Raw genomic sequence first — 15,567 nt, 5'->3', positions numbered from 1 at the left:
AAGGCGTTGGCGGTGGCATAATCGGCCTGTCCTGGATTGCCCAGGCTGCCCGAGATGGAGGAAAAGAGCACGAAGAAGTCCAGATCCTGACCGCTGCTTGCCTCATCCAGATGGGCCAGTCCTTGGACCTTCGGTCCCAGCACCTCGATAAATTCTTCCCTGCTTTTCTTGAGAATGAAGTTATCGTGAATCACCCCTGCACAGTGAATAATCCCGTGGACACGCCCAAATTCCTCCTGGATGCTTTCCAGCAAGCCAGTCACCGTGTTCCTGTCGGTGATATCCCCCTGCTTATACACCACTTTGGCCCCTAAGGACTCCAGCTCTTTTAGCCGCGTCTGTTTGTTTCCATCCAGCGACGACCGGCCTGTCAGGATCACAGTCGCTGCTCGGGTATGCTGAACCAGCTCTTCTGCAACAAGCAGCCCCAGGCCGCCAAAGCCGCCGGTAATAAGATAAACGCCACCGTCTTTCCATGGTAACTTCTCATCCGGCCGAGATGGCTCGAACCTGCTCCAGCAAGCGGTTTTCCGTTGACCGCCTTCATAGCGAATCCATCCATCGACCGGACTGCGGCTATTTTCCTCCAGCTTCGCCAGCAGGCTTTCCACAGGTTCGCCCTGCTCCACTTCGATCAATTGCCCGATGAGCTTCGGATTTTCCAGTCGGGCCGTCTTCAGCAGACCCGAAAGTCCCGAAAAGAGCTGCCCTTCTCCAGTAGCCGCCACGACAAGCTGAACCAGCACCCTTCCAGCAGGCTTGTCTTTAAGAATGCTTTGGATGCTCTCAAAGGCCTGAACTGCATAGGCCTGAAACCGCTCATCCACCCAGCTCTTCCCGGATGAGAAAGCCAAGACCTGCGCCGCTCCGTTCACTCTCGCTTCAAGCCGTTCAGGCAAAGCCTCGTCCGGCTCGCACAGCAAGATGATACGACGGTCATAGGCAGGAGCTTCGACCTCCGGCGGTACGTTCTGCTCCTTCCAAACTGGCTCCAGCAGCAGGGTATGGCTAGCTGTAGCCACTGGTTTTGCCTCTGGTCTAGAAATCGTTAATTCGATTTCACTTTCTATCCCTATGCTCTTAGCCATTTGAGCTTCATTCCCAGGCGCCCAATACCGCTCTTTTGCAAAAGGATAAGTTGGTAGCGGAATTCTGGAGTACTGTTCATTTGAAAACAAATGCTCAAAGTCTAACGGATATCCCTGAACATATAAATCCGCAATCGTAGTTAAAAACTCCAAATACTCGCGGACATCACCTGCATTTTGACAGTTTTGGATACATTCATTTCCATATCTTTTCAAGGACGATTGAATGCGTTGGTCTTTTTCGTGTAGTTCAGAATAATAAACTTGAGAAGAACTGCCTTTTTCCAGCCACCTTTTAAGGGACATGACAAGCTCACCTTGATTGCGGGCAACACATGCAAGCCGATGATTGCAGTGCTTTCTCCCAAGCAATAATGTATAGCTCATGTTACCGCAGTCTGCCTCAGGCTCCTGTTCGCAATATGCAACCAGTTGCTCCACCTGGCGGCGTAATTGTTGTGAAGTCCGGGCGGACAGCGGAATGAAATAAGCCGGCTTTTCGGAATGTCTTCGTTTTGTATGTGGAGCCTCTTCGATGACCATGTGGGCATTAGTTCCACTGGCACCAAAGGAGCTAACCGCAGCACAACGTCTGGCTTCAGGCTCAATCAACCAATTCTGCAGTTGCGTATTGACATAAAAAGGGCTATCCGCAAACTGAATATTGGAATTGCCTGATTGGAAATGAAGTGAAGGCGGAATCTGCTCATGTTTTAATGACAATAACAGCTTAATTACTCCTGTAATTCCTGCCGCAATTTGCGTATGACCGATATTCGTTTTAATGGACCCGATCGCGCAATATTCCTTCTTGTCCGTATACTTTCTAAATGTTCGCGTCAATGCCTGATATTCAATCGGATCTCCCAATTTGGTACCTGTCCCATGCGCTTCCACCAATTGGATTTGCTCTGGATGAATATGAAAAGTATCGTACACATATTGCTCCAGTCGCTCCTGAGACTTCTGGCTTGGTGCAGTAAGTCCATTCGTGGTGCCGTCCTGATTGATCGCTGAACCTAAAATCACCCCATAGATGTGGTCACCATCGGCAACTGCTTCGTCAAGCCGTTTGAGCACAACCGCGCCAACAGCCTCTCCCGGAACCATACCGTCTGCCCTATCATCAAAGGTATAACAGTGCCCTGTGTGAGATAACATGCCTGCCCTATCACCATATAAATAACAGCGAGGGGTAGTATGAATATACACCCCACCAGCTAAAGCCATATCCGTTTCCCCGGACCATAAGCTTTGGCAAGCAAGATGGGCAGCAACTAACGAACTGGAACAAGCTGTATCTACAGCTATAGCTGGTCCGTGAAGATTCAAGTAGTAGGAGATTCTGGCGGGAATCACGGAACCCATATGGCCCCATAGTGCTTGCGGAGGCAGGTCTTCACCCAGCAATCGCTGGTAGTCTCCTTCGGCACAGCCTACATAAACTCCGCACCGACGTCCATCCATCCCTGTACCCGCATAGCCCGCATCCTCTAGAGCATGCCATGCTTCCTCGAGAAACAACCGCTGTTGTGGATCCATGTAAGTAGCTTCCAGCCCCGAAATATTGAAAAAAAGCGGATCGAACTTATCAATATCCTCCAAAAAGCTTCCATAATTGCAGTAGCTCGCATTTTTTTCCTGATATTTTGAAAGATCCCACCGAGTCACCTCTTTTACTAAATCGTCGCCATTCTTAAGGTGATTCCAAAGCTCATCTACATTGTCAGACCCGGCAAATCGCCCGCTCATTCCAATAATCGCAATCGGCTCTCTTTGCGCTAAATCCTTCCCTTTATTCTCCTGTTTAGGTCTCTCTGGCTCAATGGATGCACGTGCCGTTTGAACCGGATTAAACACATAATCTTTATCCTTATCCTCAATCGCTTGGATTTCACGGCTTGCATCTTTTCTATCCTCTATTGAATCAGCATTGTGTCCCAAGGCCTGTAAAACGGTATCGCCAAATTGGCTTAAAATGTATACCGTCAGTTGTTTTACCGAACTGTAATCAAAGATGTCTGTAGTCTGCAAATGAATGCCCAGCCCCTGATTGACATCCTGTACAAAGTTGACGCCAAGAATAGAGTCCAAGCCATAATCTGCGAATGACTCATGGACATCAATCATTGAAAAGTCTACATTCAACGCCTCTGCCAACTTCTCTACAATAAGCTCCCTGACATGCTCTTCGGCCATCTCATCGGATACATCAGCAGCTGATTGAACCCCTGTGTCACGCTGTTTCAATGGAAGCTTGTCATGTTCAAGCTCCTGTTGATGCCGAAGCATACCATCACTTTCAGCCACAATAATTTGTTGGCCTACTTCATGCGCTTCCTGAGCAGGGAAAAAGACGGACCGGAATCCCTCGTTTTCCAATACCTCCTGCCAACGTTCAGGGTATAAACCGGGGGAGCCCGGAATACGCAGTTCAGGGTCATTATAAAGCCACCATCCCTCCAACAAGCCAAAGGTTAAGTGGTTTAACAGCGAGTTTCCACTGATTTCATTGATAAGAATCAGGCCGTTTTTTCGCAGCGCTGCTTTGACATTGCCTAACGTATGCCGAATGTTCCTCGTGGCGTGCAGGACATTGGTGGCAATCGCAATATCATAACCGCCCGTTTCGATATCTTGTCCCACAGCCGACTCTTCCACATTAAAAATTTTATAAGTCAGGTAAGGATTTTGCGGGCCATACTCTTTTTGTGCATGCAATAAAAATGCTCTGGATTTATCGGTATAGCAGTATTCATGAATATGTTCCTGATAAGGTCGAAGCTTATGGAAGAGCATAGCGCTGGTTCCTCCGGTGCCTGCACCAATTTCAATGATTCGAATCGACCCTGTCGGGTCATGCTTAAGCCGTTCATTCAAGTAGGAAACCACAATATCCCCCAGCACTTCATTAAAGTAATCTGCTGCAGGGCTATTTTTATATATACCTTCCACCAGCTTCATGGAGGACTGAGGAAAAACAATGTCGGTGGCAGGTATGTTTCCGGTCAAAATTTCCGGCAACTTGCGCAATGTTGATTCTACGAGTACAACCCAGGCCGAGAGATCCGGATTTTTCAGCCATTCACTTTTCTTCAATTCCCATTCCTTCCATACAGCCTGCACATCAACCGAAGCGGTATCCGTTACGCTATAAGAGTCTCCTTTACGATAAAAATAATGATTCCGTGCCAATACCTCTATGCTTTCTTCAAGCCAGCGATCGTATAAACTCAGCAATGCTGTTTTAGTTTTAAAATCATCAATCATAGCTTTCTTGTTCATATGTGCATAAGGGCATAATCCCATCAACTGCAAATACCCCCATAGCAATTTGCATAAGACATCATTCATTTCCTTCATCTGTAAGCCTCCTCATCCGATTAGTCCCTCGCGTCGCCCCATCCTGTTCCGAGTAAGCTTGGTTGTCGACCATAGTCGAAGGAATTCTTTCGTATTCAGCCGCTAGATAAGAAATATCTGGCATCTTCTTCATTTTGACACTGGTGGAAATGTGGCTCTGAATATTCTGGATATACGAAGGAATAGCTTCGGAATTTGGATCGTCGCTTTCTTTTCCATTCATTTGCGAAATATTTGCCGCTACCGTAGATGCTTTTTGATCGATAAATATATTCGTTGGCTGTACAGATTTGGTAGATTCAATGGAAGCCTGCTTGGTTTTAATATCCGTGATCCAATACCGCTCCTTTGCAAAAGGATAGGCTGGCAAGCTCATTCTCTGCGGCTTGACATCTCCATAAAGCATGCTCCAATCCATCGTCAGTCCCTTTACCCAAAGATCTACTATCTTCGCGTATTTCCGTTTTCCGATCCAAGCAGCGATCGTTTTTTCCATATCTTCATCTTCTATCAGTGCGGACAGTGCCTCTTTGTTTCGCTTGACCTGTCCTCGGTACAGCTCGGATATCCCGTCGTGACCTTCCAGGAATCCTTCCAGCTTCTCCACCAGTGCTGGCATCGACTCGGCAATTACCGCCAGGCGTTCTTCCATCGCTTCACGTCCTACCTGGAGCGTGTAGGCTGCATCAGCCAGATTGCTTTCTGTGACCTCTCCTTTCCCGATCACGGACAGCAATCTCTCGACCTGCTGTTTCAGTCGATCCTCACTTTTGGCCGACAACACAATAATAAGGGGGTTGTGAGCTGTCACACGGATGGGCGCCTTCTCTTCTGGAACGTACTCTTCAATGATGACATGGGCATTGGCGCCTCCTGCTCCAAACGATGAAATCCCAGCCATTCTCGGGTATTCTCGTGTCTCTCCACCGAGCTCAACCACCGGCCGCTTCCATTTCTCCAGCTCCTGCTGTACGACAAACGGCGTCTGCTCAAAAGGAATGTTCGGATTCAGTTCCTGGGCGTGCAGGCTGGGAACCAGCGTCCGGTTTTTCATCTGCAGGACAATTTTCCCAATCCCTGCGATGCCCGCTGCCGCCTCCAAATGTCCGATGTTGGACTTCACAGAGCCCATGGCGCAAAATCCTTTGTCTGCCGTATCCTTCCTGAAGGCCTGGGTCAGACCGGTTACTTCAATGGGGTCTCCCAGTTCTGTGCCTGTTCCGTGAGCTTCAATATAGCTGATGGTCCGAGCATGTACCCCGGCTCGCTCTAGTGCTGATCGGATCAACTCCCCTTGAGCAGTCGGGTTAGGCACTGTATACCCGTTGGTCTTGCCCCCATGGTTGATGCTCGTTCCCCGGATGAGCGCATGGATCGGGTCTCCATCTGCTATCGCCTTGGACAGCGGCTTCAATAGCACGACCCCCACGCCTTCTCCTGGGACAAAGCCGTTGCCTCCCTTTCCGAAGCTCTTGCACTGTCCGTCTATGGACAGCATCTGGTTGGCGCAAAGTCCGACATAGCTCAGCGGATGCAGATACAGGTTCACTCCTCCTGCCATGGCCAGCTCGCATTCTCCGCGGTATAGATGCTCACACGCTTCATGAATCGCGGTCAACGAGGACGAACACATCGTATCCACCGGCATGCTCGGTCCCTGCAAATTGAACAGGTACGAAATCCGGTTGGCTACCGAACTAAAGGATATTTGGGGAAATATTTTGGCCCCCATCTTCCATAATTCCGGCCCATAAAGCTCGTAGCCCGTTTTGGTAATTCCCGCAAACACACCTACCCGGCTATTATGCTGTACCGCAAGCTGTTCTCTGGTGTAGCCCGCGTCCTCCATCGCTTCCCAGCAGGCTTCAATGAACAGCCTTTCCTGAGGGTCCATACTGAGTGCTTCCCGCGGTGCAATATTAAAAAACAGTGGATCGAATTCCGAAAAGCCTTCGATAAAACCGCCCCACTTGCTGTAGCTTTTGCCATCAGCCACCGCTTCCTGTTTGTTAGACTGGAAGAATCCTTCCAGGGTCCAGCGTTCCTGCGGGATTTCACCGATACAATCCTTCCCTGCTTTGAGATTTTCCCAATATTCGTTCATGTCCTTCGAACCTGGATACTTTCCCGCCATACCAATGATGGCGATCGGTTCTCGTGTTTCCTCTGCGCCAGACTCCGCGTAGCTTCGAACAGGCTTCACATCGCTACGGCTGGACTTCGTTGTCACCGTCTCCGCAATCGTCTGCCCCGCAACTGGCGTGCCTTCTTCTTCAGTGCACTGGGTTGCCGCAGTCGTTTCCTCCACCCGTTCCTTGTCCGGACTCATTCCAACCCACTGCATGCATTCCAGTGCGTATTCCGCCACTAAATGTTCTGCCAGGGCACGCAAGGTCTGGTACTCATAAAACAGCGTCTTGGACAGCTCGCCAAAAGATCCTGCCAGCTTGGCATTCAGTTGGGTAATCATGATGGAATCAATCCCATAGCGCTCTAGCGGTTCATGAGCTTCAATGCTACCAACGCTCAGCCGGGTCACCTCTCCCAACAGCGCCTTGAGATGATGCAAAGTTTTATCGTAAAGTAAGGCCGCATCCAGCTTCGGCGCAGATGCCTGTATCGCACGGATACTGATATGCGGAACGGATTTCGTCAGATAGGCCTCGATTTTCTCGGGTTCTCCTTCCATGACCATCACCTGCTCCTTGCCTGAAGACAGACATTGGTACAACGCCTGAATGCCCGACTCGGTTTGTAGGGTCGTAACGCCCATGTTCTGTCTCATGAGCTTTTCCGTGTCCTCATCGATCCGCATCCCGCCTTCTTTCCACAGCGGCCAGCGAATGGATAGTGTTCGACCCCGTCGTTTCTTGGCTTCCACCAGGGTATTTCGGTATGCCGCATACGCGTCCATAAAGGCGTTGGCGGTGGCATAATCGGCCTGTCCTGGATTGCCCAGGCTGCCCGAGATGGAGGAAAAGAGCACGAAGAAGTCCAGATCCTGACCGCTGCTTGCCTCATCCAGATGGGCCAGTCCTTGGACCTTCGGTCCCAGCACCTCGATAAATTCTTCCCTGCTTTTCTTGAGAATGAAGTTATCGTGAATCACCCCTGCACAGTGAATAATCCCGTGGACACGCCCAAATTCCTCCTGGATGCTTTCCAGCAAGCCAGTCACCGTATTCCTGTCGGTGATATCTCCCTGCTTATACACCACTCTGGCCCCTAAGGACTCCAGCTCCTTCAGCCGGATTTGCCTGTTTTCGTCCAGTGGCGACCGGCCTGTCAGAATCAAGGTCACTGCTCGGGTATGCCGAACTAGTTCTTCTGCAACAAGCAGTCCCAGACCGCCAGAGCCGCCGGTGATAAGATATACGCCACCGTCTTTCCATGGCAGCTTCTCTTCTGGCCGGGACGGCTCGAACCTGTTCCAGCAAGCGGTTTTGCGTTGACCGCCCCCATAGCGTATCCATCCATCTACTGGACTACAGCTATTTTCCTCCAGCTTCACCAGCAGACTTTCTGCAGATTCGCCCTGTTCCACTTCAATCAATTGCCCGATGAGTTTCGGATTTTCCAGTCGGGCGGTCTTCAGCAGACCCGAAAGTCCCGAAAAGAGCTGCCCTTCTCCAGCCGCCGTCACGACAAGCTGAACCAGCACCCTTCCCGAAGGCTTGTCTTTGAGAATGCTTTGGATGCTCTCAAAGGCCTGAACTGCATAGGCCTGAAACCGCTCATCCATCCGGCTTTTCCCGGATGAGAAAGCCAAGACCTGCGCCGCTCCGTTCACTCTCGCTTCAAGCCGTTCAGGCAAAGCCTCGTCCGGCTCGCACAGCAAGATGATACGACGGTCATAGGCAGGAGCTTCGACCTCCGGCGGTACGTCCTGCTCCTTCCAGACTGGCTCAAACATCAGGGTATGGCTGGCTGCAGTCACAGGTGCTTCCACCGCTGCTCTGACCCTTGCTGCCCCAGCCTCAACCTCAGGAGCCCAGCAGCGTCGCTGAGCAAAAGGATACGTAGGCAGACTGATTCTTTTCGGCCGGAGACCGTAATACAGCAATTTCCAATCGATATAGAAGCCTTTTGCCCATAGCTCTGCCAGCTTGTTCATTTCACGATTTGAGATCCATTTGCTCACTAATTCCTTGAACACTTCTTCCTGTTCAAACCATTGAACTGAATCTTGCTGATTATGTTCTCCCCTCCAGCAATTCTCGATATGTTCTTGCCCATTCGCGAACGATTCCAGTTTTTGCACCAGCTCGCTCGTATTCTTGACAATAAACGCTACCCGACTTTTCATTGCCGTTCGTCCTGTTTGAAGCGTAAAAGATACATTCGACAAATTGATTTCTTGAGAAGCTGTCAAGAAAGCCGAGAGATCCCCAGCATATGCCTTGAGGCGCTGATGATTTTTGGCAGACAAAGGAATAAGATAGTCAGCAGCATCGTTCATCAAACTGGATTTAGAGCGTTCGGGTTCATCATTGGCTATAAATTGTTCGAAAATGGCATGAGCATTCGTTCCCCCTATGCCAAAGGAGCTTAATGCCGCCCGATGGGGAACTGACGCATGTTCCCATTTCCGCAGTTTATCAACAACATAAAAAGGCGAATCAGACAAATGGATATCGGTATTGGGTGTATCGTAATTAAGCGTTGGAGGAATCTCATTATGATATAAGCTTAAAGCGACTTTAATACACCCCGCCAAACCTGCTGCAGTATCCAGATGTCCGATATTGGTTTTGACAGATCCAATACCACAAAATTGTTTTTTGGCTGTATACTGCCTGAATGTATCATTTAGGGCAGCAAATTCAACCGGATCGCCCAATTTGGTTCCGGTTCCATGTGTCTCAATATAACTGATCGTTTCGGGATGAATTCCGGTTGATTCGATCGTCTTCTGAATAACTTCAGACTGACCCTTAACACTTGGGGCATAAAACCCTAGTTTGTCAGTCCCATCGTTGTTCACGCCGACCCCTCGTAAAATCGTATATATATGGTCACCGTCTCTAACGGCATCCAGCGTTTTTTTCAGTAGAACAACTCCAACCCCTTCTCCGCCAATCATTCCGTCTGCAGAATCATCAAAAGCTTTAATATGACCATCACTAGAAAAGTTCAAGCCAGGCTGATATACATAGCCTAAACTGTTGAAAGGAAAGATTGTTGACGCACCAACCAACGCGTATTTTGCTTCACCGGACAACAGGCTTTGCGAAGCTAAACGCAGTCCGACTAACGAGGAAGAACAGTTGGAATGCACAAATAGGCTGGGACCTTTAAATCCCAATTTATGAGATATCATAGTAGGAATGGTCCCGCCCTGTGCCAAAATCCAGGTTACATATTCATCCGCATTCCTCAGGACATTAGGCGACTGCGATGCCAAATTAGGAATAAATGATTGATAAAAACTGCTGCTCGCCGACATATACACACTGGTTTCAGGAATTTCTTTAGAAACATAACCAGCATCTTCAACAGCCTTCCATGCATGCTGTAACAGCAATTTCATCTGGGGGTCCATAAATTCAGCATTTTTCTGGGACAAATTAAAAAACTCAGGGTCAAAATACTCTTTCCCCTCAATTGTGCATTGTCCGGGCACATAGTTTGGATGCTCGACAATCTCTCTCTCCAGCCCTAATTGAGCTAGTTCATCTTCGGAAAAGTACCGGACACTCTCTACCCCTGCCCTCAAATTACTCCAAAACTCAACGTGGTTTTTCGCACCCGGAAAAAGGGACGAGATTCCTATGATTGCGATGCTATCCTCATAATAATCAGGGTAGGATGGTTTATGTTCATCTTCCTTTGAGTCTATTCCCTGTGAAATGGTATTTTCAGTGGTATCTGTTTGTTCTGTTGCAGAAGCTGGGGCCTCGCCTTTTACTTTCATAATATAAGCACTAAGTTCCCTAATCGTTGGATACTTGAACAGTGCTGTCACCGAAATATCGCATTCCAGCTTGTCCTTGATCTTTCTAACCATCTCTGCGGCTGTAAAAGAATTTCCACCCACGTCGAAAAAGGCATCATCCGTACTTAGATGATCGACATCCAGAAGCTTTTTCCATATTGTTAAAACTTGATGTTCAACATCTGATTGTGGCAAATGGATTTTTCTTGTTGCTGTCGCCAGCTCGACCTTGCGACTCATTAATTCCTTCCGGTCTATTTTTCCATTCGGGGTCAATGGCAGCTTGTCTAGTTCGATAAAGAATGCTGGAATCATATAATAAGGCAAGAATGCTTTTAAATAATTTCGCACTTCTTTCGGGTCAAGTGAGGACTTCCCGAACTCGGAGTCGTTCCGCAAATAGTAGGCAACAAGTTGCTTATCCTCTCCTTGTTCCTTGGCAACCACGACGCATTCATCAATTCCTGGATATGTTCTGACTTGACCTTCAACTTCACTAAGCTCAATCCGAAAACCGCGAATTTTCACTTGATAATCCATCCGACCCAAATACTCAATAGAGCCGTCAGAAAGCCACTTGCATAAATCTCCAGTTCTATAGAGCTTAGTTCCGGGCTTGAATGGGTTGTCAATAAACTTTTCATCCGTAAGCACCGGCTGATTCAAATAACCTCTGGCCAAGCCACTGCCCGAAATGAAAAGCTCACCCGGAAGTCCAATAGGCACAGGTCTAAGGTGCTGATCCAAAATATAAATCTGAGTGTTGGCAATAGGCTTACCGATCGAAAGCGGCTTGTCGGCGGTAATCGTTTGAATTGTAGACCAAATTGTCGTCTCAGTCGGACCAAACATATTCCATGCGTCACCGTTGTTATGAACAAAATAAGATTTCAATGTTTCTGAAAGTGCTTCTCCGCCACAGAGCATTTTCATGTTCTCTTCGTTCTTCCAGCCAGCTTGAAAGAGCATGGTCCAAGTCACAGGAGTAGCCTGCATTATTGTCGGTTTTATTTTTTGTATCTCCTGCTTGAGTCTTTCGGCATCCTTGGCTTTTTCAGAACTGCAAACATAGCATTGAGCGCCTTTAATCAAAGGCAGGTATAATTCCAGTCCTGCGATGTCAAAGCAATACGTTGTCACTGCGAGCAGTTTGTCCTGCTCTGTTATGCCTGGCTTTTCTGCCATGGAAAGAAGAAAGTTGGTCAACGCTTTATGCGGGATCATGACCCCTTTGGGTTTCCCTGTACTTCCAGAGGTATATATCACATATGCCAAATGGCTAGACTGCACTTCCCGTTTGAGTGTCTTTCTCCCCTTTACATTACTTGTCAGAAGATCCCAATCGTTATCAAGAACAATGCAGTTCACATTGCTCCCTGCCAGCCGAGACACTTTTTCCAACAATCCCGATTGCGTAATGACAAGGGATGCATTGGAATCCTGAAGCATATACTCCAATCGATCCTCCGGATAGTCTGGATCAAGCGGTACATAGGCTCCTCCTGCCAGAAGGATTCCCAACAGCCCAATGACCATTTCTAAAGACCGTTCCATGCAAATTCCTACCAGCGTATCAGGAGTCACGCCCTGATTTTGCAAATATATGGCGAGCAAAGTGCTCTTTTCTTTTAATTCCCGATAGGTAAGCGATTGTTCTTCATACACGACTGCAATAGCCTCAGGCGTTTTTCTTGCCTGTTTTATGAATAATTCGGGAAAGCATTTATCCGGATAACTCACTTCGGTTGCATTCCAGTCATAAAGGATGCTGTTCTTTTCCTCTTGCAATAGTACTGAATAGTCCTGCAGGGCCCCTGTAGGATTGCTCATTAGTGCTTCCGCTAATCCGATATAACGCTCAGCCATCTGTACAATAGTTGATTCATCGAACAAACCGGAACGGTATTTGATATTTAATGTCATCTCTTCTTCCTGCTCCAGCAGCTCCAATACCAGCTCATATTCACCTTCCTGGTGAATTTCTTCTACCAACTCAACGGTAAAGCTATCGCTATACGGCGCACAAAGCTGCTGCAAGCTTGAAGTTTGCAGGTAATTTTGGTAAGAAAAAACGGTTTGAAACACAGGCGAGCTCGCCAGCAGACGCGGCACATTTAATGCTCGAACCAGAGCCGGAAAAGGATAAGGAGCATGATCCATCCCATTGACTACGGTCATTTGCAATTTTTTCATGAAATCCAAGAATGTCTCTGTCTCCGACACTTGGCTGCGTATGGGAAGCATATTAACAAAATATCCGATTAGTTGGTCAAAACGCTCCTCTGGTCGTACCATAACTGGCATACCAACGATGATATCTTCCTGTCTCGAATACTTGTTAAGCAATATCACATGCATACCTAGCAAGACGGTAGACAAGCTCATATATTGCGTACGAGCAAAAGATTTTACCCGATTGACCCAATCAACTGGAAGCCGCTTGGTGTATGTTTGTCCTTCCATGCTCGGAGTCAGAAAACCTGAGCGGTTATATGGAAGCTCTAGAGTCGGTAAAGCACCCGACAACTGTTGCTTCCAATAGGAAAAATGCTTCTCCCCTTCTGCACTGGCCAGCATCGTTTGTTCCCATTCCACAAAATCGTTATAGCTCGCGGCAGGTGGTAAAACGATTGGTCTATTTCCTCGTACCAAGTCTTTATATGCATCTAAAAAACTTTGAATAAAAAGGACGAAAGAACTACCATCAAAAATAATATGATGGATGACCACTAGTATGAAATGTTCTTGTTCGGACCTGGACATCAGGTACACACGCATCATAGAGTCCTGTTCCAGCGCGAATGGCTGCTTTGCCTTGCTCCGAATAAAGGGCATGATTTCATCCGCTTTCAAGCTTGAAATATCCTCTACCTGCATATTGAACGGCTGAGCAGGCTCCAGCTTTTGATAAGGTGTCCCGTTTTCTTCTTCAATCACACTATTTAAAATAGGATATTGTTCTAAAACGGTGTGGAAAGCCTGTTTAACGTTCTCTATCTCCACTTTCGTATTAAATCGGAGACATATCGGTACATTGTAAGCATTGATTTCAGGAGACATTTTATGTAATAACCACAGTCCTTTTTGAACTTCAGAAAGTGGATTCCTTTGCAAACCGTGCAGGATTGTCTCGGTCTTGGCCTCTACAACCGGTTTATCTTTTTCAATCTTTTTGGCTAAATAAGCCGATAGCAGTTGAATCGTCGGGTATTCTAGAATTTCTCTTGCATTAACCTTGATCGGATAAGATTTTTCGATACCGCGTATGAGCTTCATGACAAGAATGGAATCGATGCCGTAGCCGTGAATATTTTTATTCAAATCCATTGCCTCGGACTCCAGATTCAGTTCCCCATGCAAAAAATGCACCATATATTCCTGAATCTTCAGCTGTATCAACGAAACAGCGTTTATAGTAACATCCGTTTCTCCTATATCTGAATGCGCTGTTGAGAGGGTACTCCGATATTGATAAAGCGCCCTAAGCTCTTGTTTGATATAGGCATTACGGCAGACCTTTCTTTGAATTTTCCCGCTCCCCGTTTTGGGAATACTACCCTTTGGCAGCAAATATATATCATATATCTCAAGTTGATGTGTCCCAGATACAGCGTTCAGCATGTTTTCAACCAGTCGTTTATATTCCTGCTTATGAAGAGGTGCTTCAATCTCCTGTACGACGATTACCTTTTCCTGACCATTGATTTCGGCGGAAAATACAGCGATAGGCAAGGTCAACTCCGGCATATTCTTTTGGATGGTCCATTCAATATCGACAGCATGATGATTTTTACCATGAATGATGATGACTTCCTTCTCTCTGCCGATGACATAGATATGATTGTCTGCAATAAAACCAAGGTCTCCTGTACGGAAAAAACCGTCTTCTTGTGTATTGGAAAGTACCGCCTCAAAAGTGCTGTCCGTTTCTTCCTTCCTGTTTAGATAGCCCTCTGCCGTCCGATCGGATTTAATCCAAATCTCGCCGATTTCCCCTGGTAGGCATTGCATATGACTTTCAGGATGAACAATCCGTATTTCTGTTGGAGCTTCGATTTCCCCGCAGCTGACAACGGTCTTTGATGGATTCTTCTCATCTGTGTATTGGACTCTTCTTTGCTCCAAGCTAGGAATATCCAAATTAAGAAATCTCATCGACTGGCCCGGTTTTACACTGGTAACAGGACACAGCTCAGACAAGCCCAGAAGAGGACAAAATATATCTTCTTTAAGCCCTAATGCCCGGAAATTATGAATGAAGTTTTCGTAACTCTCCTTCCGAATGGGCTCACCTGCACATATAATAGCTTGCAGATGGTGTAGAGAATATTCCTGTAGTGAAGCTATGTCCAAGGTGGAGCAGCAGTAATCGAATGCAAAGTTTGGCGCAGCCGTATGGGTAGCCTGATACTTGTCAATCATCTGAATCCAGTGCTCCGGATTTTTAGCAAAGCTTTCTGGTGGGAGAAGAATGCTTGAGGCACCATTGAATAGCGGTACCAAAATATTGTTTTGCAGTCCAAAAGCATGGAATTGCGGCATCCAGGACACGATACGGCTATTTTGGTCAATTCTCCATTGCTTAGCCTTAACCTGATTCATCAAACATCTATGGCTGAGAATTACGCCTTTAGGCAGGGATGTAGAGCCTGATGTGTACAGCAAAAGGGCCATATCTTCAGGTGCTGGCATTCTCATCTTCATATCTACGTGGGCGGCGCTCTTCTGAAGAATCTCATCAATATTTAGGATACGAAACGTTCTATACTCTGGTTGTGTTTGGAGAAAGGCTTTGAATGCAGTATTTGTTATGATACATACAGCCTCGGAATCTGTTTGAATAGGCTTTATTTTCTCAAGCATTTTTTCATCTGGCTCTGCTGCTGTAATGGGTGTAGGGATGGCTACGATGTTTGCATAAAAACATGCCAGCATGCTGCTGATATATCCCAGACCCTGTGGAAATACAAGAAGCGCTCTTTCCTGCGCGGCCAGTTCTTTCATTAGAATGTTGCCCAAAGTTTGCACTTGCAGCAAAAGCGTGGTTCCCGTAAGAACTTGAGGATGCTCTCCTTCATTCTCAAAAGTAAACAACTCTGTTTCAGGAAATTGCCGGCAAGTTTCCATAAAAGAAACGATCGGGATATTAAGGTCTGATCTTTGATCATGTTTACGTGTCAT

2 protein-coding genes (1 of these 2 cut by a window edge) are annotated in these 15,567 nt (G+C 47.2%); both read right to left on the bottom strand.

Going from position 1 to position 15,567, the window contains the following annotated elements; genetic code table 11:
* Positions 1-4,451, bottom strand: partial view of an SDR family NAD(P)-dependent oxidoreductase gene (locus C0638_RS17125; RefSeq protein ID WP_102163660.1) — the beginning only. The gene continues 15,307 nt to the left of window position 1, outside the view; only the first 4,451 of its 19,758 coding nucleotides appear in the window; it begins with the start codon at positions 4,449-4,451; the stop codon falls past the left edge of the window.
* Complete coding sequence (locus tag C0638_RS17120; RefSeq protein WP_102163658.1) at positions 4,435-15,567, bottom strand: non-ribosomal peptide synthetase; 11,133 nt, start codon at positions 15,565-15,567, stop codon at positions 4,435-4,437. Before C0638_RS17120 ends, C0638_RS17125 begins: the two co-directional genes overlap by 17 nt.

Origin of the sequence: Paenibacillus sp. lzh-N1, from assembly GCF_002872435.1 — a bacterium.
GTDB classification, from domain to species: Bacteria; Bacillota; Bacilli; order Paenibacillales; family Paenibacillaceae; genus Paenibacillus; species Paenibacillus polymyxa_C.
This window is presented reverse-complemented; position numbering and strand designations above follow the sequence as displayed.